21 protein-coding genes and 1 pseudogene are annotated in these 25,485 nt (G+C 71.7%); 11 read left to right on the forward strand and 11 right to left on the reverse strand.

Going from position 1 to position 25,485, the window contains the following annotated elements:
• Positions 1–21 precede the first annotated feature (21 nt).
• Positions 22–915: a DUF5996 family protein gene (locus AC59HU_RS16025; protein WP_497224422.1), complete on the forward strand. Its 894-nt coding sequence runs from the start codon at positions 22–24 to the stop codon at positions 913–915.
• 60 nt (positions 916–975) lie between these two features.
• Here the strand turns inward: AC59HU_RS16025 and AC59HU_RS16030 are convergent, their stop codons facing one another.
• The gene (locus AC59HU_RS16030; RefSeq protein WP_497224423.1) at positions 976–1,707 is read right to left on the reverse strand and encodes a DUF6578 domain-containing protein; all 732 of its coding nucleotides are present in this window, start codon (positions 1,705–1,707) and stop codon (positions 976–978) included.
• Positions 1,694–2,296: a DUF1707 SHOCT-like domain-containing protein gene (locus AC59HU_RS16035; protein WP_497224424.1), complete on the reverse strand. Its 603-nt coding sequence runs from the start codon at positions 2,294–2,296 to the stop codon at positions 1,694–1,696. Before AC59HU_RS16035 ends, AC59HU_RS16030 begins: the two co-directional genes overlap by 14 nt.
• A gap of 228 nt (positions 2,297–2,524) precedes the next feature.
• Between AC59HU_RS16035 and AC59HU_RS16040 the strand changes: the two genes are divergently transcribed.
• Both AC59HU_RS16040 and AC59HU_RS16045 read left to right on the forward strand, forming a co-directional pair.
• On the forward strand, positions 2,525–3,379 hold the full coding sequence (locus tag AC59HU_RS16040; RefSeq protein WP_497224425.1) for a FadR/GntR family transcriptional regulator: 855 nt from the start codon (positions 2,525–2,527) through the stop codon (positions 3,377–3,379).
• A 2-nt stretch (positions 3,380–3,381) separates the two neighbouring features.
• Positions 3,382–4,608 (forward strand): annotated as a pseudogene (locus AC59HU_RS16045) (alpha-hydroxy acid oxidase); the annotation flags it as partial.
• 510 nt (positions 4,609–5,118) lie between these two features.
• Here the strand turns inward: AC59HU_RS16045 and AC59HU_RS16050 are convergent.
• The gene (locus tag AC59HU_RS16050; RefSeq protein ID WP_497224426.1) at positions 5,119–6,210 is read right to left on the reverse strand and encodes a PfkB family carbohydrate kinase; all 1,092 of its coding nucleotides are present in this window, start codon (positions 6,208–6,210) and stop codon (positions 5,119–5,121) included.
• A gap of 189 nt (positions 6,211–6,399) precedes the next feature.
• On the opposite strand from AC59HU_RS16050, the gene AC59HU_RS16055 reads away from it, so the two are divergent.
• Positions 6,400–7,251, forward strand: a complete 852-nt coding sequence (locus tag AC59HU_RS16055) for a DUF3097 domain-containing protein (RefSeq protein ID WP_497224427.1) — start codon at positions 6,400–6,402, stop codon at positions 7,249–7,251.
• 196 nt (positions 7,252–7,447) lie between these two features.
• Here the strand turns inward: AC59HU_RS16055 and AC59HU_RS16060 are convergent, their stop codons facing one another.
• The 3 genes from AC59HU_RS16060 to ddaH form a co-directional block, all read right to left on the reverse strand.
• Positions 7,448–8,122 carry a GntR family transcriptional regulator gene (locus AC59HU_RS16060; protein WP_497224428.1) on the reverse strand — a complete coding sequence of 225 codons (675 nt, stop codon included), beginning with the start codon at positions 8,120–8,122 and terminating at the stop codon, positions 7,448–7,450.
• 221 nt (positions 8,123–8,343) lie between these two features.
• The gene (gene rocD / locus AC59HU_RS16065; RefSeq protein WP_497224429.1) at positions 8,344–9,642 is read right to left on the reverse strand and encodes an ornithine--oxo-acid transaminase; all 1,299 of its coding nucleotides are present in this window, start codon (positions 9,640–9,642) and stop codon (positions 8,344–8,346) included.
• Positions 9,639–10,574 (reverse strand): dimethylargininase, encoded by a 936-nt coding sequence (gene ddaH, locus AC59HU_RS16070; RefSeq protein WP_497224430.1) that lies wholly within the window; start codon positions 10,572–10,574, stop codon positions 9,639–9,641. The genes rocD and ddaH overlap by 4 nt, the downstream gene beginning before the upstream one ends.
• Positions 10,575–10,755: 181 nt before the next feature.
• Between ddaH and AC59HU_RS16075 the strand changes: the two genes are divergently transcribed.
• A complete protein-coding gene (locus AC59HU_RS16075) occupies positions 10,756–11,184 on the forward strand; it encodes an Lrp/AsnC family transcriptional regulator (RefSeq protein ID WP_497224431.1) in 429 nt (142 codons plus the stop codon).
• The gene (locus AC59HU_RS16080; RefSeq protein WP_497224432.1) at positions 11,181–11,600 is read left to right on the forward strand and encodes a GntR family transcriptional regulator; all 420 of its coding nucleotides are present in this window, start codon (positions 11,181–11,183) and stop codon (positions 11,598–11,600) included. Before AC59HU_RS16075 ends, AC59HU_RS16080 begins: the two co-directional genes overlap by 4 nt.
• A gap of 345 nt (positions 11,601–11,945) precedes the next feature.
• Here the strand turns inward: AC59HU_RS16080 and AC59HU_RS16085 are convergent, their stop codons facing one another.
• Both AC59HU_RS16085 and AC59HU_RS16090 read right to left on the reverse strand, forming a co-directional pair.
• Positions 11,946–15,968, reverse strand: a complete 4,023-nt coding sequence (locus AC59HU_RS16085) for a proline dehydrogenase family protein (RefSeq protein ID WP_497224433.1) — start codon at positions 15,966–15,968, stop codon at positions 11,946–11,948.
• A 150-nt stretch (positions 15,969–16,118) separates the two neighbouring features.
• On the reverse strand, positions 16,119–16,673 hold the full coding sequence (locus AC59HU_RS16090; RefSeq protein WP_497224434.1) for an acyl-CoA thioesterase: 555 nt from the start codon (positions 16,671–16,673) through the stop codon (positions 16,119–16,121).
• A gap of 134 nt (positions 16,674–16,807) precedes the next feature.
• On the opposite strand from AC59HU_RS16090, the gene trhO reads away from it, so the two are divergent.
• Together trhO and AC59HU_RS16100 are read left to right on the forward strand one after the other, a co-directional pair.
• Positions 16,808–17,743, forward strand: a complete 936-nt coding sequence (trhO, locus tag AC59HU_RS16095) for an oxygen-dependent tRNA uridine(34) hydroxylase TrhO (protein WP_497224435.1) — start codon at positions 16,808–16,810, stop codon at positions 17,741–17,743.
• Positions 17,744–17,752: 9 nt separating this feature from the next.
• Positions 17,753–18,568, forward strand: coding sequence for an isocitrate lyase/PEP mutase family protein (locus tag AC59HU_RS16100; protein ID WP_497224436.1), 816 nt, complete (start codon positions 17,753–17,755; stop codon positions 18,566–18,568).
• Here the strand turns inward: AC59HU_RS16100 and AC59HU_RS16105 are convergent, their stop codons facing one another.
• On the reverse strand, positions 18,569–20,029 hold the full coding sequence (locus AC59HU_RS16105; RefSeq protein WP_497224437.1) for an LssY C-terminal domain-containing protein: 1,461 nt from the start codon (positions 20,027–20,029) through the stop codon (positions 18,569–18,571).
• A gap of 186 nt (positions 20,030–20,215) precedes the next feature.
• Here AC59HU_RS16105 and AC59HU_RS16110 point away from each other — a divergent pair, with 186 nt between their 5' ends.
• The 3 genes from AC59HU_RS16110 to AC59HU_RS16120 are packed head-to-tail and all read left to right on the forward strand — an operon-like array spanning position 20,216 to position 22,979.
• Positions 20,216–21,118 carry an ABC transporter ATP-binding protein gene (locus AC59HU_RS16110; protein WP_497224438.1) on the forward strand — a complete coding sequence of 301 codons (903 nt, stop codon included), beginning with the start codon at positions 20,216–20,218 and terminating at the stop codon, positions 21,116–21,118.
• Entirely contained in the window at positions 21,115–21,921 is an 807-nt protein-coding gene (locus tag AC59HU_RS16115) for an ABC transporter permease (protein WP_497224439.1), read from the forward strand. The genes AC59HU_RS16110 and AC59HU_RS16115 overlap by 4 nt, the downstream gene beginning before the upstream one ends.
• Before the next feature lie 56 nt (positions 21,922–21,977).
• Entirely contained in the window at positions 21,978–22,979 is a 1,002-nt protein-coding gene (locus tag AC59HU_RS16120; protein ID WP_497224440.1) for an MDR family oxidoreductase, read from the forward strand.
• Positions 22,980–23,022: 43 nt separating this feature from the next.
• On the opposite strand, the gene AC59HU_RS16125 is transcribed toward AC59HU_RS16120, so the two are convergent.
• Both AC59HU_RS16125 and AC59HU_RS16130 read right to left on the reverse strand, forming a co-directional pair.
• Positions 23,023–25,014, reverse strand: a complete 1,992-nt coding sequence (locus AC59HU_RS16125) for a cell wall-binding repeat-containing protein (RefSeq protein WP_497224441.1) — start codon at positions 25,012–25,014, stop codon at positions 23,023–23,025.
• Positions 25,015–25,059: 45 nt separating this feature from the next.
• Complete coding sequence (locus AC59HU_RS16130; RefSeq protein WP_497224442.1) at positions 25,060–25,437, reverse strand: hypothetical protein; 378 nt, start codon at positions 25,435–25,437, stop codon at positions 25,060–25,062.
• Positions 25,438–25,485: the final 48 nt, after the last annotated feature.

The raw sequence follows: 25,485 nt of genomic DNA on the forward strand, positions 1-25,485 counted from the left end.
CTCTCGCACTAGCGTGAAGACATGAGCGCATCCGGAACGGGCTGGCCGGCACTGGCCGCCGAGGAGTGGACCGACACCCGCACCACCCTGCACATGTGGGTGCAGATCGTCGGCAAGATCAGGATGGCGTTCGCGCCGATGCTGAACCATTGGTGGCAGGTGCCGCTGTACGTCACGGCCCGCGGCCTGTCGACCGGACCCGTGCCGTATGACCACGACCTGTTCGAGATCGAGTTCGACCTGGTCCGGCACCGCCTCGAGCTGCGTCGGAGCGACGGCCGCGACGGGGGCTTCGCGCTCGAGCCGATGGCCGTCTCGGTCTTCCACGACCGGGTGATGGATGCGCTGGGCGCGCTCGGCGTGACCGTCGCCATCCACGGTGTGCCCAACGAGGTCGACCCGGCGATCCCCTTCGCCGACGACACCGAGCACTGCTCGTACGACGCCCGGGCGGTGACCGCGTTCTGGCGGCAGCTGATCCAGGCCGAGCGGGTGCTGACCGTGTTCCGCGCCGGGTTCACCGGCAAGGCGAGCCCGGTGCACTTCTTCTGGGGGGCCATGGATCTCGCGGTCACCCGCTTCTCCGGCCGACGTGCCCCCGAGCATCCGGGTGGCGTGCCGAACTGCCCCGACCGGGTGATGGTCGAGGGGTACTCGCACGAGATCAGCAGTGCGGGGTTCTGGCCCGGCGGCGGGGCCGAGGGGGCGTTCTACTCCTACGCGTACCCGGCGCCTCCGGGGTTCGCGGATGCGCCGGTGCCGGAGGGGGCGCGGTACGACGAGGCGCTCGGGGAGTTCGTGCTGCCGTACGAGGTGGTGCGGCAGGCTCCGGATCCGGATGCGCTGGTCGCCGCCTTCCTCGAGGCCACCTTCGACGCGGCGCGCACCCTCGGGGCCTGGCCCGACCCGGCGTAGCCGGCTCGGCCTCCGGTGGACTCGACTGGAGCGGAGCCACCGGCGTGGGGGTTCGCGGGCTCAGCTCTCAGCGGGGGCGGGGGCGGGGGCGGGGTCTGGGTCTTGGGCGGGGTCGGGGGCGGGGTCTGGGTCGGGGAGGGCCGTGCCGGCGGGGACGTCGAGTTCCACGATCCAGCCGGCGAGGTGGCTCCGCTCCTCGTCGGGGCGCTCGGGGGCGACCTTCTCTCCCGCCACCGCGTACCAGTCCCCGGTCGGCGGGATGAAGACCCGGGGGTCGGACGGATCGGGTGGTGACGTGCGCGCCGGCCGCCGCGGGACGGGTGCCGGCGCGGGTGCCGACCGCTGCGAGCCGGGTGCCGGCGCGGCGGCGGATACTGCCACGGCCGCATCTCCCGGCTCGGACCTCGCACGGCCGTGCACCTGGTCGACCGGGGTCGACGTCGACTCGCCCCTCACGGTGGTCGACGGGCCGGCGGGATCGGGGCGGTGGATCCGCTGACTGACCGCACGGATGGCCACGACACGGCCGGCCACGCGCGTCAGGGCGCCGACGTCCAATCCCCCGTGGTGGGTCTCGGCCAGGTCCACACCCTCGGCCTGGTCGGGACCGAAGTCGGTCAGGATGCCGTCGCGCGCCCAGAAGACGTCCCAGGTGACGACGTCGCCGACCCGGAATCCCATCCCGCAGCAGGCCTGCTCCCACTGGGAGACGACGACGCCGATAAGGATCGTTCCGTCGTCGTCGCCGCGGGAATTCGCCGCCTCGGGGGCGGTGGGGTCAGCGGCGGTCATAGTCCCTTCGGCCGCCGGGGCCGTAGACGATGATGCCGACGATGGGCACGGCGAGCCAGACGATCCACGACCAGCGGAAACCGTCGGGCGTGAAGAAGCCCAGCAGCAGGAACACGACGAGGGCGATGAGCGGGGTGAGGCTCACGGCCACGACGCCGGCCGCCCCGCCGAGGGGGCGACGGCGGCTGTAGTCGGGGCGGTCGTCGCGGGGATCGCCGCGGTAGCCGTCTCCACGGGAGCCGTCGCCACGGAAGCCCTGGTCGTCGCGGTAGCCGGAGCCGGAGCCGGCCGCCGCCGGGGCTCCGACGGGCGCGGCGGTGAAGCCGGCCGGGGGCGCGAGGTCGGGATCGGGCGAGGGGTCGGTGACCGAGTCGATCACGCTCTCGTTCGCGGTGTCGGGCAGATCGGTGAACAGCGGGGCCAGGTCGCCGCGCGTCACGGCCGAGCGCGCCGCCGTCGAGCGCTCGAGGTACTCGTCGGCGTTCAGCCGGCCGTCGGTGTGGGCACGGGCGAGTGCCGCCACGGCCGACTCCCGGTCGCTGTTGCTCAAGCGCTGAGACGTCTTCGCCGGATCGCTGTAATCGGTCATGGTGCCACTCTGCCGTACTCCGGCGGATTCGCGGTAGACCACGCGCGTCGGCGGGCCGGGGCGGTGGTCGGGCCCGGATGCGCAGGTGGCACTCGATCCCCATCGGCTCGCGTGCTATCGTGTGGTCAGACCACATGGTCGGACCACGGGGGCACCCCGCGCGTCTCTGACCAGTCAGCATCCCTGCCAGTCAGCATCCATGCCCAGTCACCGTCGAGGAGGACGCGAGTGAGCGGACCATCCGCCTCCATCGACACCGCCAGGGCCTGGGAGACCGTGCTGCAGCGGGTCGAGTCCGATCTGCTCTCGGGCGCCCTCGGCCCCGGCGACCACCTGCCCTCCGAGCGGGCGCTGGCCGCCGACCTCGGCGTGGGCCGGTCGAGCGTGCGCGAGGCGCTCCGGGTGCTCGAGGTGCTGGGGCTCATCCGCACGCAGGCGGGGTCGGGTCCGCAGTCGGGCGCGATCATCATCTCGCGGCCGAGCGGGGGCATGTCGGCACTCGTGCGGCTGCAGGTCGCGGCCCACGGCTTCGCGGTGCGCGACGTCGTCAAGACGCGGCTCGTGCTGGAGTCGGACGTGGTGACCGAGCTCGCACGCGCCGTCGCCGCATCCGCTCACCCGCGGTCGGACCACGCCGAGCCCGTCGCCGCACCCACCGCGACCCTCGCCACCACATCGGCACCCACCGCCGCATCCGCAACCGCGCACCTGCCTGCCCTCGCCCCGGCGCTCGAGATCCTCGACGCCATGGAGCAGCCGGAGGCCGAGCTCACGCGCGACGAGTTCCTCACCCTCGACCAGGCGTTCCACCTCGCCCTCGCCCAGGCCTCCGGCAACGAGGTGATCGCGGCGATGATGTCGGGGCTGCGCGAGTCGATCGAGGCCTACGTGCGCGTCGGCGCATCCGTCCTCCCGTCGTGGGAGGCCACATCCACCCGCCTGAAAGCCGAGCACCGGGCCATCGTGGCCGCGGTCGAGGCGGGCGATCCCGAGCTCGCGCGCACGCGCATCCGCGACCACATCGAGACGTACCACGACGAGACGAACGTCTCGAGCATCCATCCCCACCGAGAGGACACCTAGGCATGGTTCAGCGCCGCATCCCCAAGATCAAAGACCTCGCCCCGCTCATGCACTTCAAGGCACCCGAGCTGAACGCGAAGAAGCGCCGCCTCGACTCGGCACTCACGATCTACGACCTGCAGAAGATCGCCCGCCGCCGCACGCCGAAGGCCGCCTTCGACTACACCGAGGGCGCGGCCGAAGGCGAGATCAGCCTGAAGCGGGCGCGGCAGGCGTTCGAGGACATCCAGTTCAACCCCGCCATCCTGCGCGACGTCTCGACGGTGAACACCGGCTGGGACGTGCTCGGCGCCCCCGTCGCCCTGCCCTTCGGCATCGCGCCGACCGGCTTCACCCGGATGATGCAGACCGAGGGCGAGATCGCCGGGGCCGGCGCGGCGGGTGCGGCGGGCATCCCGTTCTCGCTGTCGACGATGGGCACGACCGCGATCGAGGACGTGAAGGCCGCGAACCCGACGGGCCGCAACTGGTTCCAGCTGTACATGTGGAAGGACCGCCCCCGCTCGATGGCCCTCGTCGAGCGCGCGGCGGCCGCCGGGTTCGACACCCTGCTCGTGACGGTCGACGTGCCGGTCGCGGGCGCGCGCCTCCGCGACAAGCGCAACGGCTTCTCGATCCCCCCGCAGCTGACCGCGGGCACCGTCGTGAACGCGATCCCGCGCCCCGAGTGGTGGATCAACTTCCTCACCACCGAACCCCTCGCCTTCGCCTCGCTCGACCGCTGGTCGGGCACGGTCGGCGAGCTGCTCGACTCGATGTTCGACCCCACCGTCACCTTCGAGGATCTCGAGTGGATCAAGGCCCAGTGGCCCGGCAAGATCGTCGTGAAGGGCGTGCAGAGCCTGGATGACGCGCGCCGGCTCGCCGAGATCGGCGTCGACGGCATCACGCTCTCGAACCACGGCGGGCGGCAGCTCGACCGGGCGCCGATCCCGTTCCACCTGCTGCCGGATGTCGCGCGCGAGTTCGGCGGAGAGTACGAGGTGCACCTCGACACCGGCATCATGTCGGGTGCCGACATCGTGGCCTCGGTCGCGCTCGGCGCACGGTTCACGATGGTCGGGCGGGCCTACCTCTACGGGCTGATGGCCGGCGGCCGCGAGGGCGTCGACCGGATGATCGCGATCCTCGGCGAGCAGATCACCCGCACGATGCGGCTGCTCGGCGTGAACTCGCTCGAGGAGCTGAACCCCTCGCACGTCACGCAGCTCGAGCGTCTCGCGCCGCGACTGGTGGCGCCGGCGGCGGTGCAGGCGGCCGAGGCGGCGCCCGCGCGGCGTGCCCCGGCGCGCAAGCCGGCGGCGGCCGCGGGCTCTGGCGCGGCGGCTTCCTCTGGCTCGGCGGCCTCGGGCGCGCGCTCGGGCGCTTCGGGCGCGGCTGGCTCTGGCACGCGCGCGGCGGCGTCGACCCGTGCCAAGGCGGTCAAGCCGGTGACGAAGGATGAGGCGGCCACCCCCGCCTCCGCCGACGCCTGACCTCCGGCCGGCCAGCCCACCTCCGCCACCCCGCTCGGCAACGACGGAGTTCTACGCGGAACGGCGCCACCGACGGACTCACCCTCCGTCGTGACCCGCCGCCTCCGTCGTTGCCCCAGCCCCACTTCCGCGCGAACGCCCCCTCCCCCATCCGGCACCGACGGAGAACGACGCGGGATGACGGCTCGGACGGACTCTCCGTCCGTTTCCAGCCGTCGCCTCCGTCGTTGCCGACGGGGCGGGCGCCAACGGGTGGCGCAGCTGTCAGGCGGGGGTGACCTCGGCGAGGGTGGGCGGATTGGCGCCGGCGCGCGAGACCGTGGCGGCCGCGCACCGGACCGAGAAGGCGCCCAAACGCTGCAGCCCGGCGGCGTCGAAGGCCCTGCCCGAGCGCAGGTCGTCTACGGAGATTCCGCGCGAACCCGATTCAGCACCACCCGGGCCGCGCCCGGCCGCTGCGGCACCGTCGAGCAGCTCGGCCAGCGAGAAGATCAGCGCGCTCATGAACGAGTCGCCGGCCCCGATCGTGTCGGCCACCTCGACTCGCACCCCCGGCACCACGACCCGGTCGCGCGCCGTCGCCAGTACGGCGCCGTCGCCGCCCCGGGTCACGGCGACCAGCCCCGGCCCCAGCTGCAGGATGCGGTCGATCGCCTCGTCGACGGAGGCGCCCGGGAACAGCCATTCCGCATCCTCGTCGCTCAGTTTGAGCACGCCGGTGAGCGCCGCGATCGCTGCGAACCGCTCGAAGGCCGAAGCGTGGTCGGTGATGATCGAGGGCCGCATGTTCGGGTCGAAGGTCACCAGCGGCGGATGCGCGGAGCCGGCGAGCGCCGACAGCAACTCCACGATCGCCGATCCACCCGGCTCGAGGAAGGCCGCGATCGAGCCGGTGTGCACGATGCCCGGCTCGAGCTCCTCGGCGAGGCCGATCGATTCTGCCGGCAACGACCAGCGCAGATCGAAGACGTAGTCGGCGGATCCGTCCGCGCGCAACCGCGCCGTCGCGGTCGAGGTCGGCTCGGAGCGGTGCGACTCGGCCAGCACGGCGACGCCGGCCGCTTCGAGGTGGTCGGCGATCGCGGTGCCGCGCGCATCCGGACCGATGGCGGTCAGCAGCTCGACCGGGCGACCCAGCCGCGCGAGCCCGTAGGCGATGTTGAGGGGCGACCCGCCCACGTGCTCGGTCGGCGAGGTGGCGGCCGAGGTGCTCGCGCCGGCGCTCGCACCCTCGCTGGCGCTCGTGCCCGAGCTGGCGTCGCGATCAGTGCTCGCGCTGGCCCCGCCGCCCTCGACCACGTCGACCAGCGACTCGCCGACGACAAGGATGCGTGTGGTCGCGTTCTGCTCCGTCACCCCACGAGTCTATTCTGCGCGGTCGATAGGCACATGCCGCTCGAGGCGAGGCCCGCCGGGCCCGATCAGTGCATATGCCCGGAACGGAACGTACGCACCGTCGTCATTGTCCGACCGCGCCGCCCGGAGGATGGCGACGTGCCGGTCGACCGCCGCGGGCGGGGCCGGGGCTCGACGTAGCCTTGTCCGGTGCTGGATGACCCCTTCGACCGCTACGGATCCGACGTTCTCGCCGACTACAACCGCCGCGCGAAGCCGGTCGAACTGCCGCGGGTGGAAGCCGAGTTCGACCTCGTGGTCGAGGAGGTCGCGAGCGACTTCTGCGGCAGCGTCGTGCGCGTCGAGGGCCGGATGGTCGAGCTCGAGGATCGGCATGGCAAGCGCCGCGTCTTCCCGCTCGGCGCCGGATTCCTGATCGAGGGCCGGGCCGTACAGCTCGTTCCGCCTCGTGCGGGTGCCGCCGCCGGGCCGAAGCGCACGGCTTCCGGGTCGATCGCCGCGCCGCTCGAGCGCGCCCGCGTCGCCCGGCCGAGCCGCATCTACGTCGAGGGCCGGCACGACGCCGAGCTCGTCGAGAAGGTCTGGGGCGACGACCTCCGCGGTGAGGGTGTGGTGGTCGAGTACCTCGAGGGCGTCGACGACCTGGATGCGATCGTGCGCGAGTTCGCTCCGACCCGCTCGCGTCGCGTGGGCGTGCTGGTCGACCACCTCGTGCCGGGTTCGAAGGAGAGTCGCATCGCCGAGGCCGTCGCGCGCGGGCCGTTCGGGGCGAACGTGCTCGTCGTGGGGCATCCGTACGTCGACATCTGGCAGTCGGTGACGCCCAAGGCGCTGGGGATCCGGGCCTGGCCCACCGTGCCGCGCTCGATCGAGTGGAAGCACGGCATCTGCGAGGCCTTCGGCTGGCCCCACGCGTCGCAGGCCGACATCGCGCGGGCCTGGAAGCGCATCCTGTCGCGGGTGAACACGTACACCGATCTCGAGCCGGTGCTGCTCGGACGGGTCGAGCAGCTCATCGACTTCGTCACCGAGCCGGAGTAACCGACCCCCGGCCGCCCCGGCCGCCCCGGACTGTCCGCGACCCGTCACTTGTTGCCGCTATGGGCACGGTATAGCGACCACAAGTGACGGATCGAGGGCATTCTTCGGGCGGAGGGGCATTCGTCGTGCCGGGGGCACCGGAAGGCCAGGGACAGCGGGCCGGGGGTCTTCAGGGGGCCAAGGGCTCCGCGTCGGGTCAGTCGTCGCCGAGGAGGATGGCGGCCGCGGCGATCATCTCGAGCATCCGCTCGCGCATGTGCCCGATGTGCTTCTTGACCGCGGGCTCGATCGCCGCGTCGTCACCGGCGACCATGGCCTCGTAGAGCTCTTGGTACTCCTCGGCGCACGAGAGCAGGCGGCTCTGCAGGCTCGCCGCCCGGAGCCAGAACCGCTGGATGCGACGGCGCGTCTCGCGCACGGTCTCGGCCACGAGCACGTTGCCGGCGAGCGCGTTCGAGGTGCGGTGGAACAGCTGGTCGGCGAGCGCCCAGGCCGCCCGGTCGTCGTTCTCGGCGGCCTTGAACATGTCGTCGACGTAGCCCTTGAGCGTCGCCGCCTGCTCGGCCGTGAGGGTGCTCGCCGCCTTGCGGCTGATGTAGGTGTCGAGCAGCTCGAGCAGGTCGCAGGCGTCGTTGACCTCGGTCGCGGTGAGCTGCGAGACGGTGAAGCGCGCGTTGTCGGTGCGCTTGACCAGCCCCTCCTTCTCGAGCCGCTGCAGCGCCTCGCGCACCGGGGTGCGGCTGATGCCGAGCTGCGTCGCGAGCCGGTTCTCAGAGAGGGGCGAACCCGACCGCAACCGGAACCCGGTGATCTCGGCCAGGAGCCACTCGTATGCGTTGTCGACCCGCGAGCCCGCCTCGGAAACCGCCATCATCACCTGCCTTCACGCCGATCCTACCGGCGCTTCGGCGGGGCATGCCTGTGCGCATCCCACTCTGCATTCACTCACAGATACGGGGGTGCGGCATGTGGGGCCGGGGGTGGCGAACGGATGCGGCGGGCTCGCGAATCGGCGGGCCGGCTGATCCGCCGCGGTCGGCGAACGGATGCGGCGGGCCGGTCCGCCGGGACCGCCGCACCCACCGACCCGACTCAGCGGGCCGCGAGCTGCGCCAGCACCGCCTCGAGCTGGTCGACGGCCCAGTCGAGCTCCGACTGCTCGACCACGATCGGCGGGGCGAGGCGGATGGTGGAGCCGTGCGTGTCCTTCGCCAGGACCCCGCGCGCCATCAGCAACTCGCAGACCTCGCGGCCGGTGGCGAGTTCGGGGTCGATGTCGATGCCGGCCCAGAGCCCGGCGCCGCGCACCGTGACCACGCCGTGCCCGACGAGCTCGCCGAGGCGCGACTGCAGGTGGTCGCCGAGACGGGCCGCGCGCTCCTGGTACTCGCCGGTCGCGAGCATCCTGACCACCGCGGTTCCGACGGCGGCCGCGAGCGGGTTGCCGCCGAAGGTCGAGCCGTGCTGGCCGGGGCGGAGCACCCCGAGCACGTCGCGGTTCGCGACGACCGCCGACACCGGCACGATGCCGCCGCCGAGGGCCTTGCCGAGCAGGTAGACGTCGGGCACCACGCCGACCAGGTCGCAGGCGAAGGTCGCGCCCGTGCGACCGAGGCCCGACTGGATCTCGTCGGCGATGAACAGCAATTCGTTCGCGCTGCAGAGCTCGCGCACCCGCGGCAGGTAGTCGGCCGGCGGCACGATGATGCCGGCCTCGCCCTGGATCGGCTCGAGCAGCACCGCGACCACGTTCGGGGTCTCGGAGAGCACGCGCGCCAGCGCATCCGCATCGCCGTAGGGCACGCGCAAGAAGCCGGGGGTGAAGGGCCCGAAGTCGTCGCGAGCGGTGGCGTCGTCGGAGAAGCTGATGATCGTCGTGGTGCGGCCGTGGAAGTTGCCGTCGGCGACCACGATGACCGCGCGGTCCTCCTCGACGCCCTTCACGCGGTAGCCCCACGCGCGAGCCACCTTGATGCCGGACTCGACGGCCTCGGCGCCGGTGTTCATCGGCAGCACCATGTCTTTGCCGGCGAGCGCCGCCAGTTCTTCGACGAAGGGACCGAGGGCCGCCGCGTGGAAGGCGCGGCTGGTGAGGGTGATGCGCTCGAGCTGCTCGCGCGCCGCGGCGACGAGCTGCGGATGCGAGTGCCCGAAGTTCACGGCCGAGTAGGCGGCGAGGCAGTCGAGGTAGCGGCGGCCGTCGACGTCGGTGACCCAGGCGCCCTCGCCGCTCTCGACCACGACGGGGAGCGGGTGGTAGTTGTGGGCGGCGTGCTCGTCGACCTGGTGGATGAGCTGGGCGGCGCGGGCGGACGGGACGACGGGGGCGGTCGTGCCGGTCGTGCCGGTCGTCGTCTCGTCGGTGGCCGTGCGGCCGGTCGCGGCGCTCATGCTCGCAGCTCCAGCGTGCAGCACTTCACGCCGCCGCCGCCGAGCAGGAGCTCGGAGAGGTCGACGCCGATCGGGTTGTAGCCGCGGTCGCGGAGCTGCTGCTCGAAGCCGACGGCTCGCGCGGCGATCACGACGTTGAGGCCGTCGGAGATGGAGTTGAGGCCGAGGATCGAGCCGTCCTCCTCGCTCACGATGATCGCATCCGGATACAACCGCTCGAGCGTCGCGCGGCTCTCGGCGTCGAAGGCGCTGGGCAGGTAGGCGATGTTGGCGGTGACGTCGTCGGTCAGCGGATCGAGCACCGAGATCGCGGTGTCGAGGTGGTAGAAGCTCGGGTTGACCAGCGTGAGGGTGACGACCTCGCGGCCGAAGAGCTCGGCGATCTCGCGGTGGCTGCCCGAGTCGCTGCGGAAGCCGGTGCCGGCGAGGATGCGCGACCCGACGAGCAGGAAGTCGCCCTCGCCCTCGTTGACGTTCTTCGGCTCGATCACCTGGTAGTTGTGGTCGCCGAACCACTCCATGAAGGCTGGCCCCTCGGGCTGACGCTGGGGGTGGGTGAACTTCGCGCCGTAGGCGACGCCGTCGATCACGAACCCGCCGTTCGCGGTGTAGACCATGTCGGGCAGGCCGTCGATCTGGTCGATCAGCTCGATCTCGTGGCCGAGCGAGCGGTAGATGTCGTACAGGGTCTGCCACTGGCGCACCGCGAGGGAGGTGTCGGTGGGGATGGCCGGGTCCATCCAGGGGTTGATCCGGTAGGTGACCGTGAAGTGGTCGGGACGGCACATCAGGTAGTGCCGGGGGGATGCGACGCGGACGGGGGCCGCGGCGGCCTGGGTCTGGTCGGCCTGGGCCTCGCCGGTCTGGGTCTGGCCGGTCTGGGTCTGATCGGCCTGGCTCTGGCTGTCCTGGTCGAGAATCGGGGTCGACATACGGGCTCCTTGCAGCACCTTGGTGCACGAGGCGGATGGCGGACCAGCGCGCTGTCCTGGGGCCCCGAGCGGGGCACGCCGCACTCAGTGTCGCACGCGCTTTCCGCGGTTTGGTGCTACGCAAGGAGCAAATCGTGCAATGTTCACCGACCCACGCAAGAAACAGGCGTAGCATCCTGGCATGGACGCCCTGGACCACCGCATCATCGACCTGCTCAAAATCAACTCACGGAGCGGGTACGGCGACATCGGGCAGGTGGTCGGCCTCTCCGCGTCGGCGGTCAAACGGCGGATCGACCGCCTGATCGCCGACAACGTCATCACCGGCTTCACCATCCAGCTGAACCCCGCCCTCGACGGCACGGTGACCGAGGCCTACGTCGAGCTGTTCTGCCGCGGCACCGTCGCACCGGCGGAGCTCAAGCGCATCCTGGCGAGCGTGCCCGAGGTGGTCGACGCCGGCACCGTCACCGGCAGCGCCGACGCGATCGTACACATCCGCTCGCGCGACATCCCGAGCCTCGAGGATGCGCTGGAGCGCGTGCGCATCGCCCCCAACGTCGATCACACCCGCAGCGCGATCGTGCTCTCGAACCTCATCCGCCGATGACCCCGTCCGACGCTTCGGGCCCGGGTGCTGGGGCCGCGTTCGCGGCCGGGATCGGGCTGGAGGTGAACGACGGTGCCGGTGCGGCGCCGTTCGAGCAGGTGCGGGCGGGCATCCGGGATGCGATCGCGTCCGGTCGGCTCGCCGCCGGAGCGCGGTTGCCCACGGTGCGCGCTCTCGCGGCCGAGCTCGGTCTCGCGGTCAACACCGTCGCCCGGGCGTACCGCGAACTCGAGACGGATGCGCTGATCGAGACCCGCGGACGCCTCGGCTCCTTCGTCTCCGCCACCGGAGACGCCGCCCACCGCGAACTCCAGACGGCGGCCCGCGCCTACGCCGACCGTGCCGCCTCCCTGGGCATCCCGCCCGCCGAGGCCCAGGCCCTGGTGGCGGCGGCCCTCGGCGCGCCCACCCCCTAGCCCCGCACCCTAGCCCCGCCCCCTAGCCCCGCGCCCTAGCCCCGCGCTTCTAGCCGCCCCGAGCACCTCACTCGCGCACTCCTCCCGCTCGCCCCCACTCCTTCCGAGCTGCCCGCGCTCCCACCCTTCCGGATTGCCCGCGCCCACCCCCACCTCGCCGAGAAGTCACTTCTACGTGCAACGGGGTGCTTCTTGACGTGAATGTGACTCCTCGGTGATTGTCCAGGCCCCATCCGCCCCTCGAGAAGTCACCTTTACGTCCAAGAACACTCGGGTGGACGTAAAAGTGACTTCTCGGCGATGGGGTGGGGTCAGGGGTGGTGCGAGGTCACGGGTGGGGCGGGGTCAGGGGAGGAGGGTGTCGAGGAGGGGGGTGGGGGTGCCGAAGCGGTGGTTCGTGGCGCTGATGGACTGCTCGACGAGGAAGGGGAGCAGCTCGATGCGGCCCGCCCGGGTGACCTCTCCGGCGAAGACCGCGAGGTCGGGTGAGCCGTCGAGCGCGCGGGCGAGAGCCGCCGCGTCGCCGCCGATCAGACGGATGCGCGACACCGCGCCGAGATACTCCGGCGCCCGGCCCAGCCAGGCCCGGTCGTTCTCGATCGTGACCCGCACGCCGCGCTCCTTCAGCAGCGCCCGCAGCGGACGCGGGAGCTTCACCGCCGAGCTCACGGTCACCGAGGCCCGCGCCCGGGTGGCGGCGGCCAGCACCCGCACCAGGTCGTGGAGGGGCGCGCCCTCCGACAGGCGGATGACGACCGGCACCGGCAGGTAGCGGAGCACGTTGCGCTCCACGGTCAGCCCCGACACGTCGCTCGGCGCGAAGACGCTCTCCCACGCCGCCTGGTCGCTCTTGGCACCGCGGCGGGCGACGTCGAAGTCGGCCCAGTCGAGACCGCCGGTCGCCGACTCGAGCAGCTTCACCACGCGGGGGTCGAGCCCCGCCAGGCTGAGCCCGTCGCTCTCGGCACCCGGCTCGTTGCGCCAGGAACCGAGGTGCACCAGATAGTTCGGCCCGCCCGCCTTGGCGCCGGCTCCGACGGACGACTTCTTCCAGCCCCCGAAGGGCTGACGGCGCACGATCGCGCCGGTGATGCCGCGGTTGATGTAGGCGTTCCCAGCCTGGACGGTCGCGAGCCACTGCTCGATCTCCGGGGCGTCGAGCGAGTGGATCCCCGCGGTCAACCCGTACGGCACCGCGTTCTGCAACTCGATCGCGGCCTCGAGCGTCGGTGCGTGCATGATGCCGAGCACCGGTCCGAAGTACTCCGTGAGATGGAACGGCGAACCGGGCAGCACACCCTCGCGCACCCCCGGCGACCACAGGCGCCCCGAGTCGTCGAGGCGGCGCGGCTGAACGAGCCAGCGCTCCCCTGGCCCGAGCGTCGTGAGCGCCTCGGCGAGCTTGCCGGCGGCCGGCTCGATCACCGGCCCCATCTGCACCGACGGGTCGCTCGGGTAGCCGACGCGCAGGGAGGTGACCGCATCCACGAGCTGCCGGGTGAACCGCTTCGACCCGGCGACGGAGCCGACGAGGATGACCAGGCTCGCGGCCGAGCACTTCTGCCCGGCGTGGCCGAACGCGCTCGTGACGATGTCGGAGACGGCTAGATCGAGGTCGGCGCTCGGCGTGACGACGATGGCGTTCTTGCCGCTGGTCTCGGCCAGGAGCGGCAGCTCGGGACGCCAGGAGCGGAACAGCGCTGCGGTCTCGTACGCCCCGGTGAGGATGAGCCGGTCGACCCGCGGGTCGGACATCAGGCTGCGCCCGAGGTCTCCCTCGTCGACGTCGACCAGGGTCAGCACGGCGGTCGGGATGCCGGACTCCCACAGCGCCTCGACCAGCACCGCGGCCGAGCGCCGGGCCTGCGGCGCGGGCTTGATGATCACGGCACTGCCCGCGGCGAGCGCCGCGAGCATCGATCCGGCGGGGATCGCGACCGGAAAGTTCCAGGGCGGCGCCACGACCGTGAGGGTCGAGGGCTCGAAGACCGCTCCGTCGACCGCATCGAGTTCGACCGCGGTGTGGGCGTAGTACCGGGCGAAGTCGATGGCCTCGGAGACCTCGGGATCGGCCTGGCCGATGGTCTTGCCCGTCTCGGAGGCCATGACCTCGATCAGCCGATCGCGATTGGCCTCCAAGGCGTAGCCCGCGCGCCGCACGTAGCCCGCGCGCTCGGTCGCGGGCCGGGCACCCCAGGCCGCACCGGCCGTGACGGCGTCGTGGATGACCTGCTCGAGCTGCTCCGCGTCGCGCACCGTCGCCGCGTCGATGGTCTCGGTTCCGAGGGTCGAGTCGTCGACGCGGGCCAGGATGCGCGCGCCCCAGGCGCGGTTGGCCGCGAGGGACGGGTCGGTATCGGGCGTGTTGCGGAACGCCGCCGACGCCGGCTCGATCTCGCCCTGCATCCGGTTCTGGCGGCGGTTCGGCACCGGCACCGACTCGGACACCGACACCGACTCGGAGGGTTCGTCATCGTCGATCAGCCCAGACGTCGCATCCGACGCATCCGTCGCGACCAGCGCATCCGTGGCGACAGTCGCATCCGAGGTATGCGTGGCATCCGAGGCCTCCGAGCCACCCGGCCCAGCCGACGCGGACTGCTCAGTCGACTCGGGGGTCTCAGCCAGCTCAGCCAGGTCACTCGGCTCTGTCGGCTCGGTCGACTCGATCCACTCCGAATGCTCAGTCGACTCGGACGGCTCAGTCGGCTCCATCGATTCAAGCGACCCAGACGACTCGGTCGGCTCACTCGGCTCAGTCAGCTCAGACGGCTTCATCGACCCAGAAGACGCCGCAGCCGAACCTTCCGACGACGACGCAGCCGAGTCCTCCTTCAACGCGGCGAGCGACGCCAGGAACCGGTCCCGCTCCTTGGCGAACGCCGCCGGATCGGACGCCAGATCGAAGACCGACGACATGAAGTTCGCCTCGCTCGCGTTCTCCTCCAACCGGCGCACGAGGTACCCGATGGCCACGTCGAACTCGGCGGGCGCGACGACGGGCGTGTAGAGGAGCAGCTGGCCGACCGTCTTGCGCACCGCCTCGGCCTGGGCCGTCGCCATGCCGAGCAGCATCTCGAAGTCGACGCCCGCGGTGACCCCGCGCGCTCCGGCCAGGATCCAGGCCCAGGCGATGTCGAACAGGTTGTGCCCGGCGACCCCGATGTGCACGGCGTCGATGTGCTCGGGCCGCAGAGCCCAGTCGAGCACGCGCTTGTAGTTGGTGTCGGTCTCCTGCTTGCTGCCGTAGGTCGCCAGCGGCCAGTCGTGCAGCTCGGCGTCGACGTTCTCCATCGCCAGGTTGGCGCCCTTGACGATGCGCACCTTGATCGGCGCACCTCCGCGCGCGCGTCGCTCGGCGGCCCAGGCGTGCAGGCGCTCCAGGGCGGAGAGCGCATCGGGCAGGTAGGCCTGGAGCACGATGCCCGCCTCGACGTCGAGGAAGTCGGGCTCGTCGAGCACCCGCTGGAACACGGCGATCGTGAGATCGAGGTCGCGGTACTCCTCCATGTCGAGGTTCACGAACTTGCGCGCCGCCGGCTGCGCGCCGTCGGCCGGCCCGATCAGACCCTTCTTCGCCGCGATGCGGTAGAGCGGGATCAGGCTCTGCGCGACGCGTTCGACCGTCTCGTCGAACGCCCACATCGACAGATCGCTCGCGATCGACGAGACCTTGACCGAGACGTAGTCGACGTCGGGCCGCTGGAGCAGCTCCTTCGTTCCCTGTAAGCGCTTGGCAGCCTCCTTGTCGCCGAGCACCGCCTCGCCCAGCAGGTTGATGTTCAGGCGCACGTCGCCCTCGCCGGACAGCTCCCGCAGCTTCTGCACCGCGGGGCCGAAGCGCGCGGGCCGCGCGTCGACGATCAGGTGGCCGACCATCGAGCGGAGCACCCTCCGCGCGATCGGCACCACGACTCCGGGCACCACCTCACCGAGCGCCCCGCCCGCCCGGATCGCCAGGCGGAGGTGCGGTGGCAGGAACCGGGGAGTGCGCCGAGCCAGCACCTTGAGGTTCTCGGCGGCTACCCGCAGATCCTCCGGGCGCGCGACCCCGTCGACGAACCCGACGGTGAAGGCGAGCCCGTCGGGATCCTTCAACACGCCCGCGAGTCGGGCCGCGGAGGGGTCGACCGGGTTGTCGGCGCTCTCGTCGAGCCACCGCCGAGCGAGGGCGACCGCCTGGGGCCCGAGCTCGACAGCCGAGGCGGGCGCCGCAGAAGTTCCCGCCGACGAAACCGGCGCAGCCGACGTCTCAGCCGACGACTCGGCCGGCCTGGCCGACGCAACCGATGCACCCGACGACGACCCCGCATCCGACCCGGACGGCGTCGAAGACGGAGGGGCCTGGGTGTCGTTCAGCTCGGACATGCTCCGAGAATAGGTCGTCCACCCGCCGCGACCCCTCAGCACATGCAGGCTGGGGACAACTTCGTCAACCCGATCCGCTGTGGAGGAAACGACGCGAATGCGCCATATGCCCCCTCCGGCATGAGCTTGTGGCCCGCGGGCGACCGACCCTCAAGCCCACTCGCTCGGCGCGACCCCCCGGCTCGGCGGCAACGCCACGTCATCCCCCCAGCCCGCGAGCCATGCGGGCATCCGGCCGTCCTCCGGCACCGCCCCCACCCCCGGCACCGCGAGAAGATCGTCGATCGACACCGTGCCGCCCGCGCGGCTCAGGAACCGCGCCCGCACATAGGCGCGCGCGAGGATCTCTCCGCCGACCACGAAGCGCTGCTCCACGAACACCGCCTTGGCGTCGACCCCGAGCACCCGGGTCTCGACGTCGAACCTCTGCCACAGCTGAAGCGACCGCCGGAAGCTGATCGTCTCCGAGACGACGACGGGGTACCAGCCGCGCGCGCTCAGTTCCTTCCAGACCCCGCTGCGCACCATGAGGTCGAGGCGGGCGATGTCGAGGATGGAGAGGTAGACGCCGTTGTTCATGTGCCGGAGCACGTCGAGATCGGTCGGCAGCACCCGGAAGGTGCGGACGCCCACGTCCCACATCCCGAGCGGGCGACGGAAGCGGGCGAGCAGGGTCCCGAGAACGGTTCTGAAGAAGAAGTGCACAGCGCGATCGTAGGGTTCGGCAGGGCGATCGCGCACGACGACTGCGGTTTCCTACAACCGCGCCCCACATCCGCTTCGGGGCCCCGAGGCTCCGCCCAGGGCCTCCCCACACCGAGCACCGGTAAAATCGCCGGGTGGCCGTGCCGAAGATCATCCTCTACTACGTCTTCGCCCCGATCGCCGACCCCGAGGCGATCCGGCTCTGGCAGCGCGATCTGTGCGAGGGGCTGGGCCTCCGCGGGCGCATCCTGATCTCGCCGCAGGGCATCAACGGCACGCTCGGCGGCGAGCTCGACGCGGTGAAGCGCTACGTCAGGAAGACCCGCGAGTACGCCCCCTTCGCCGCCCTCGACGTGAAGTGGAGCGAGGGCACCGGCCTCGAAGAGGCCCCGGCGTCACCGCACACGCCGTACCGCGCGAGCACCGACTTCCCGCGACTGAGCGTGAAGGTGCGCGACGAGATCGTGAGCTTCGGTGCCCCGGGCGAGCTCGAGGTCGACGCCGAGGGCGTGCGCGGCGGCGGCACCCGGCTCGCCCCCGCCGAGCTGCACGAGCTGGTCGACCGGGTGGAGGCCGCCGGCGAGGAGGTCGTCTTCTTCGACGGCCGCAACGCCTTCGAGGCCGAGATCGGCCGCTTCAGAGGGGCGGTGGTTCCGGATGTCGCGACCACCCGCGACTTCGTCGCCGAACTCGACAGCGGCAAGTACGACCACCTGAAGAACAAGGACGTCGTCACCTACTGCACCGGCGGCATCCGCTGCGAGGTGCTCTCCTCGCTGATGACCGCGCGCGGTTTCGAGCGCGTCTACCAGCTCGAGGGCGGCATCGTGCGCTACGGCGAGACCTACGGCGACCGCGGGCTGTGGGAGGGCTCGCTCTACGTCTTCGACCGCCGCGGGTCGATCGCGTTCACGCCGGATGCCGCCGTGATCGGCGAGTGCATCGGCTGCGGCGGGCGCACCTCCCGCATGCAGAACTGCGCCGACCCGTCGTGCCGTGCCCAACTCGTCGTCTGCGAGGCCTGCGCCACCACCACCCCGATCACCTGCCCCGCGCATCCACCCCGCTAGGCTCAGCCCATGAGCGACCCCTACGACCCGCTGCAGGCCCACCCGAGCCACGAGCTGGTGCACGACCGGGCGGATGCGCTGCTCCGGCTGCACGAGGCGCCCGAGATCCTCACCCTCGTGAACGTCTGGGACGTCGCGAGCGCCACCGTGATGGCCGACCTCCCCGAGACGAAGGCGCTGGCGACCGCGAGCCACGCCATCGCCGCCTCGTACGGCTTCGAGGACGGCGAGCGGATCCCGGTCGAGCTGATGATCGAGGCCGTCGGGCGGATCGCGCTCTCGACCTCGCTCCCGGTCAGCGCCGACCTCGAGGGCGGCTACGGCGATCCCGCCGAGACCGTGCGCATGGCGATCGGCGTCGGCGTGGTCGGCGCGAACCTCGAGGACCAGCTGCGCCCGCACATCGAGTCGGTCGAGAACGTCGCCGAGGTGATGAAGGCCGCCGAGGAGGAGGGCGTGCGCTTCGTGCTGAACGCCCGCACGGATGCACTGCTGCGCCGCGGCGACCGCCCGCTCGACGAGGCGATCGAGGACGCGATCGAGCGCGGACGGGCCTATCTGGATGCGGGCGCGGCCTGCGTCTTCGTGCCAGGGCTCGTCGACGAACCCACCGCCATCCGGCTGGTCGAAGGGATCGGCCACCTCAAGGTCAGCGTGATCGGCGTGCCCGGCTCGTTGTCGCCGACGCGGTACCAGGAGCTCGGGATCGCCCGCATCTCGTACGGCCCCTGGCCGCAGCGGGTCGCGCTGACCGCACTGCAGCAGTCGGCCCTGACGCTCTACTCCGGCGGGATGCTCCCCGAGGGCACGCAGACCCTCACCTGATCAGCGCGCCCCCCGCACAGCCCGCCGCTCGGCGCGCGCCTGACGCCGCTCGAGCGCCCGGCGGTGCGAGAACCGCCGCGCATCCGTGCCCGACAGCGCCAGCAGCACGAGCACGTCGAAGGAGAGCCCCAGCAGATTGGTCTGCAGCGTGATCTGCGGGCCGCCGCTGAAGAAGTCGATCGCCGTGACGAAGATCGCCGCCGAGCTCAGCCCCATGGCGGCGAACCGCGCCCAGTTGTGGCCGTGGAAGATCAGGAACGCGAGCACCGAGTACAGCGCGCTGATCAGCAGCGCGGCCGAGACGAAGACGATCGCGACGAGCGACCCCAGGTAGCGGGCATCCGCCGGGGTCAACGCGCCGGTCACGGTGCGGAAGTCGAGCTCGCCGTCGCCGATCGAGAACGCGACGACCGCCGCCGCTCCGAGGGCCGCGACCACGCGCAACGCCATCAGCAGCACCCCGAGATAGAGCGAGGCGGGCCGGCGGGCGCCCTCGATCGGCTCCTCCGTGAAGACCGCGGCGGGAGTGGGGGCGACCCCCCTGTGGTGCGTCGGGTGCCCCGGTTCGGCGACCACCGCATCCGTCTTCACTTGGCGCAGGTCGACCACGGGCAGGTCGCCGTCGGTCACGATCGCGTCGCCCCCGCCGTTCACGTGGTGGTAGCCGGTGGAGAAGTTGCGGATCATCCGCACCCGCACCGCGGGGTCGCCCTCGACGAGCGTGCGCACGATGTGGTCGCGCTCCTTGTCGGTCTCCTTGTCGATGCGGTGCGTGACCTGCAGGGTGAAGAACGAGATGCCGATGCTGCGGTCGTACGTGCCCGCGGCGAGCCAGTCGGCCTTGTGGCCGCCCGGGAGCAGCCAGCCGGCGGGGCAGCGCCAGAACCGCACGTGATGGCGCTTCGAGGGGTTGCCCTCGACCTCTTGCTGGTAGGTGAAATCCTGCACCGCACCGAACAGGTACAGCCTCGAGACCGGGGCGCCCGGGTAGCTCCGGCGCAGCAGCGTGCCGCGCACCGTCCGGAGCGCCGAGGTCAGCCCCATGTCGTCGGCCAGGTGCCAGCCCGCCTCGGTCATCGCCTGGTGGATCTGCTCCTCGGTGCCGCGCAACGCGATGTTGATCGGGTCGCCGAGCAGCCCCTCACGCGTCTTCGCGCGCCCGATGAAGTAGTCGGGCACGTAGAACAGGGTCAGGATGCTGTGCACCCGCGGCAGCAACAGGTAGGCCACCACGAGCCAGAACACGAGCAGGAACCACAGCTGCTGCCAGCCGCGCGCGAACGACTCCGTGACCACGAGGTAGGCGAGCCAGCCGGTCGCGACCGTTCCGAAGAAGAAGAACGCGCTGTCGACGACCAGCCCCACGGAACCGCGGAGGCTGCGGCGCCGGATGTGGTCGACGAGTCCGGCGTCCTCCAGCTCGCCGAGGCGCGCCGCCTCAGCGGCGTCGGGCTCGGCCATCGCATCCTCTTCCGTCGACGGGCGGTCCGTCGGTCGCGGTTGTCTCGGTTGTCGCGCTTGTCGCGGTTGTCTCGGCGATTCTCGCAGGATCATCCGAATGCTGTGACAACGCCCGGCCGCCACCCTAGTCTGGAACCGCGGTGACCACCGCCTGTTCTCCCTCCGGACACCGACAGGACTGAATCGATGCCCTCAGGCGTACCCATCGAGTTCGCACAGCTCACGAAGTCGTTCGGGCACGTCGCGGCCGTGTCCGATCTGAGCCTCACGGTCGAGCCCGGGCAGGTCACCGGGTTCCTCGGCCCCAACGGCGCCGGCAAGACGACCACGCTGCGCATGCTGCTCGGCCTCGTGCAACCGACCTCCGGCACCGCGACCTTCGGCGGCACGCCGTACGCGCGCCTCAGCTCGCCGCTGGCCACCGTCGGCGCCTCGCTCGAGGCGGCCAGCTTCCATCCCGGCCGATCCGCCCGCAACCACCTCGCCGTCTACGCCCAGGCCGCCGGGCTGCCCAAGACGGCTCCGGATGCGGCGCTCGAGAAGGTGGGCCTCTCCGGCTACGCGAACCGCCGCGTCGGCGGCTACTCGCTCGGCATGAGGCAGCGCCTCGGTCTCGCCTTCGCGCTGCTCGGCGACCCGGGCGTGCTGGTGCTGGACGAGCCGATCAACGGCCTGGATCCGGAGGGCATCAAGTGGATCAGGCTCCTCCTGCGGTCGATGGCCGCCGAGGGGCGCACGGTGCTGATCAGCTCGCACCTGCTGAGCGAGGTGCAGCAGACGGTCGACGAGGTGGTCATCATCTCGCACGGCAAGCTGGTCCACCGCGGGGAGCTGTCGAGTCTGGACGTGTCGGACTCGAAGCAGGTGCAGGTGAACGCCGACGACAAGGACCGGTTGGCCGAGGTCATCCGCGGTGCCGGGTTCGAGGTCTCGAACCTGCGCTCGGGCGTGCTGGTCGAGAACGCGGAGGCGGCGGTGATCGGCCGGCTCGCGTTCGAGGCCGGCATCCCGTTGACCGCGCTGTCGCAGAAGCGCACCGGGCTCGAGGAGTCGTTTCTCACGCTCGTCGGTGAGGAGGGATCGCTGTGAAGCTCGTCGCTGCCGTGCGCTCGGAGGTCACCAAGCTCACCAGCACCCGCCTGTGGTGGGTGCTCGCGATCATCATGGTCGTCTACGTCGCGTTCTGCGCCGGCGGCCTCGGGGCGATCCTCGCCGGTGTGGGCACGCGCGCCGGCGGACCTGTGCTCCCCGACGACCAGTTGCCCCGGCTGGTCTACAGCTTCGCGACCTCGGTCGGCTACGTCTTCCCGGTGCTGCTCGGGGCCCTGGCGGTGACCAGCGAGTTCCGCTTCCAGTCGCTCACGCCGACCTTCCTGGCGCAGCCGCGACGCGGGGTCGTGCTCGCGAGCAAGGCGATCACGCTGCTGCTCGCGGGAGCCGTGTTCGGCGCGCTCGCGCTCATCGCCTCGATCGGGGCCGGTGGCGGTGTGCTCGCCGGGTTCGGCATCGACACGCAGCTCGGCACCGGCGACATCTGGGCCTTCGTCGGCCGCTCGATCCTCGCGATGGCGCTGTGGTCGGCGATCGGGGTGGGCCTCGGCACCCTCGTGCCGAGCCAGGTCGCGGCGATCGTGATCGTGCTGGCCTTCACCCAGTTCCTCGAGCCGCTGCTGCGGTTCGGGGCGAGCCTCACCGACTGGTCGGCGCAGATCGGGCAGTTCCTGCCCGGGGCGGCCAGCGATGCGCTGGTGGGCGGGAGTGTGTTCACGATCGCGGGCGCATCCACCGGGGTCGAACTCGAGTGGTGGCAGGGCGGGCTCGTGCTCGCGGCGATCGCGGTCGTCGCGACCGTGATCGGGTACGCGACGAGCTGGCGCCGGGACGTGTCGTAGGGCGCCGGTTCGGATGCGCGTCGAGGCGCGCACGTGGGAGAAGTCGAGGAGGACGCATGACCAGAGCGATCGTGGTGACGGAGAAGGGCGCCGGGGGCCGGCTGCTCGAGATCGACGACGACGAGTTCTTCGAGGGCACCGGGGGTGATGAGGCCGTCGACCTCGACGTGCTGTTCTCGAGCGTCAACTACAAGGACGGCATGGCCCTCACCGGCCGCCCGGGCGTCGTGCGCGCGTGGCCGCTGATCCCGGGGATCGACATCGTCGGCCGGGTCACGGCCTCCCGCTCGCCGCGGTTCGCCGAGGGAGACCTCGTCGTGCTGAACGGCGACGGCATCGGCGAGGATCGGCACGGCGGTCTGGCCGATCGGGCCCGGGTGCGGCCGGATGCGCTGGTGCAGCTCCCGGCGGAGTTCGCGTCGGCGCCCGCCCGAGCGGCAGCCATCGGAACCGCCGGGTTCACGTCGATGCTCGCCGTGCTGGCGCTCGAGGATGCGGGGGTGCGGCCGGAGGACGGCGAGATCCTGGTCACGGGCGCGGCCGGCGGCGTCGGCTCGATCGCGATCTCACTGCTGGCCGGTCGCGGCTACCGCGTCGTGGCCTCGACAGGCCGGGCCGACGAGCTCGGCGGCTACCTCGAGGGGCTGGGCGCGGCGCGGGTGGTCGATCGCGCCGCGCTCGGCGAGGAGGGTCGCCCGCTGCAGAGCCAGGCCTGGGCCGGGGCGATCGACTCGGTCGGCAGCCGCACGCTCGCGAACGTGCTCGCGCAGACGAACTACGGCGGAACCGTGGTGGCCTGCGGGCTGGCGCAGGGGCCGGACCTGCCCGGTTCGGTGCTGCCGTTCATCCTGCGGTCGGTGACGCTCACCGGCGCGAACTCGGTCGAGGCTCCGCTCGCGCTGCGGGAGCGGGCGTGGACGGATCTCGCCCGCGAGATCGACGTCGAGCTCCTCGACTCGCTGACGACGACGGTCTCGCTCGAGGACTCGCTCGACGTGGCCCCGCGCATCCTCGACGGTCAGGTGCGCGGCCGTACCGTGGTCGACCTCGCCCGCTGACCCGCCCCGGGCGCCACCAGGCGTCACCCGGCGGTGCCTGGCGTCACTCGGCGAGGAACTGGTCCAGCGCCGAGACGGTCGCGTCACTGACGGTCGCCGGGCCACCGAGTACGACGATCCGCAGCGGGCGGATGCGGCGCAGTTCCACCGCCACCTGGTCGGGGACGCCGGCTGGCGACAGCAGCAGCACGGGGGCGCCCGCCAGGCCCGCGGCCGCCGAGGCCGAGAGCGCATCCGGGAAGACCGCACCGGAGGCGAGATAGACCGTGCGGGGAGGCACCGGGTAGGTGGCCGCCGAGACGACGACCGAGGTCTCATAGCGGTCGTTCCCGGCCTGCCGGCCGACCGGCGCGATCCCGGCCACCGCATCCAGCACGGGCTGGGACACGGTCTGCGGGCCGCCGAGGACGACGATGCGGGCGGGCGCGAGTCGGCGGAGCTCGGTGAGGACCTCGTCGGTGATCGACCCGGCCCGGGTCAGCAGCACCGGACCACCGAGGTGCCCGCCCGCCGCCGCTCCCGCCAGGGCATCCGGGAACGACTCCCCGGAGGCCAGGAACACGACCGGGAGGGTGTCGCCGTACATTGCGCGGGAGACCGCGACCGAGCCCGAGTACCGGTCGGCTCCGGCGATCCGCGTGACGTTGTGCGAGTAGTCGCCGAGCTTCTGCACGACGCTCTCGTCGATCGACGACGCACCGCCGAGCACGACGATCGTCCTCGGCACCAGGCGGGTCAGCTCGGCCGCGACCGGATCCGGGATGGCGCTCCGGGTCACGAGGAGCACGGGCGCGCCCTGTACCCCGGCCGGCGCCGACCCGGTGAGGGCGTCGGCGAACTGCTCGCCCGAGGCGATGTAGGCGATCCCGACTCCCGGGTCGTGGCTGCGCGCGGAGATCGCCGCCGACACCGCGTATCGGTCGACACCGCCCACTCGCGTCACCGCCGGGGACTCGAACATCGTCACCCGAGCACCGCCGACGGTGAAGGTCTCGGTGGCGAAGACTCGGTGCCGAGCCGGATCGACCGCGATCTGTCCGTAGAGGCGGCCGGTGGCGGCCGTCGCCCGGGGTGCGTGGGTACGCGCATCCAGCGACTGGATCCCGGCACGACCGAACGCGGCGTACGCCAGGAATGCCGTGCCTGAGGTCGCGTCCACCGCTAAGTCGTTGGGCTGGCCGGGGAGGTCCGGCGAGGAGTCCGTGAGCGCGCCGGTGACCGGATCCGCCGACTCGAGCCGGAAGACTGGCGCGCCGGACGAGGATTCGGTCACGGCCAGGAGTGTTCCGTCGTTCCAGGCGAGCTCGCGCGGTGCGCGATCGGTCGTCACCGAGGCGGTCGTGACGCCGGAGACGGCGGTTCCGCTGATCGTGGTGAGCTGGGAGCGGGTCGTCCCGGCCACGACGACCCGGCCCGATGCCGGATCGACCGCGATGTCGGCGGGGCCGCCCGGGATGGGTGCCGAGGCGTGGGATCCCGAGGGGATGTCGATCACCGAAATGTCCTCGCTCACGTCGTTGGCGACCAGGACGGTGTTCGCGTCCTGGGCGACCACCGCGATCGGCCCGCGACCCCCGGTGGGGATCGAGGAGAGCACCGTGCCCGCGGTGCTTGATCCGGCGCCGATGTCGACGACGTGCAGCTGATCCGTCGTGTCGTCCGCGACGTAGAGCCGGTGCACCGCCTCGTCGAGCGCCAGCGCGACGGGTGTGTCGAACCCGGTCGTGATGCTGCCGGACGACTCGAAGCCGTCGCCGGTGACGTCGTAGATCTCGACGCTGTTATGGCCTCGGTCGATCACGTACGCGCGGCCCGCGACGGAATCGATCACGGGACCTCCGACGAGCTGGGACGCCCCCGGCGCGACGGAGGCCACCTCGACCAGCCGGGACGACGACGGTTCCGCCGCCGTGGCGGCGCTCGAACCCGCACCGGTGCCGGCGGGCACGGCCACGACCAGGCATCCGGCGAGCATGACGGAGAGCAGCAACGTGCCCTGCGGGAAGGATCGACGAAGATGTGAAGACCAGAGCATTGTGTGAGGATAGCTCACACAATGCTCTGGGGCCAGCCCGCAGGCTCAGTTGTTGATGACCTCGGTGCCCTCGACCGGCGGCACCCGGAGCGCACGGAGCAGCTCGATCGAGTGCGCCGTCGTGACCATGAGGCGCGAGAACTCCTGACCCTCGAGGTCGATCACGACCGAGGTGCGCGTGCCCTTGACCAGCAGGAAGTCTTTGCCGTCGTGGAACTTCCAGGTACCCACGGCCAGCGTCAGCGGAACCGCGGTGCCGGGCGCCCGGATGCCGCGTACCCACACCCACGGGTCGTCCGTCAGCGCGGCCGAACGGATGCTCTCGAGGGGCACCACGATGTCGGTGCGCCGGAACGACAGCATCTTCTCGACGCGTGTCAGTCTCACCTCGAGGCGGTCGGTGTGGACGAAGAGGACGGCCATGTCTCTATCCTGCCGTGGCTTGCCTGAATACCGGCAGGATTCCCCCTG

The sequence above is a fragment of the Herbiconiux sp. 320_LB genome (assembly GCF_059691755.1).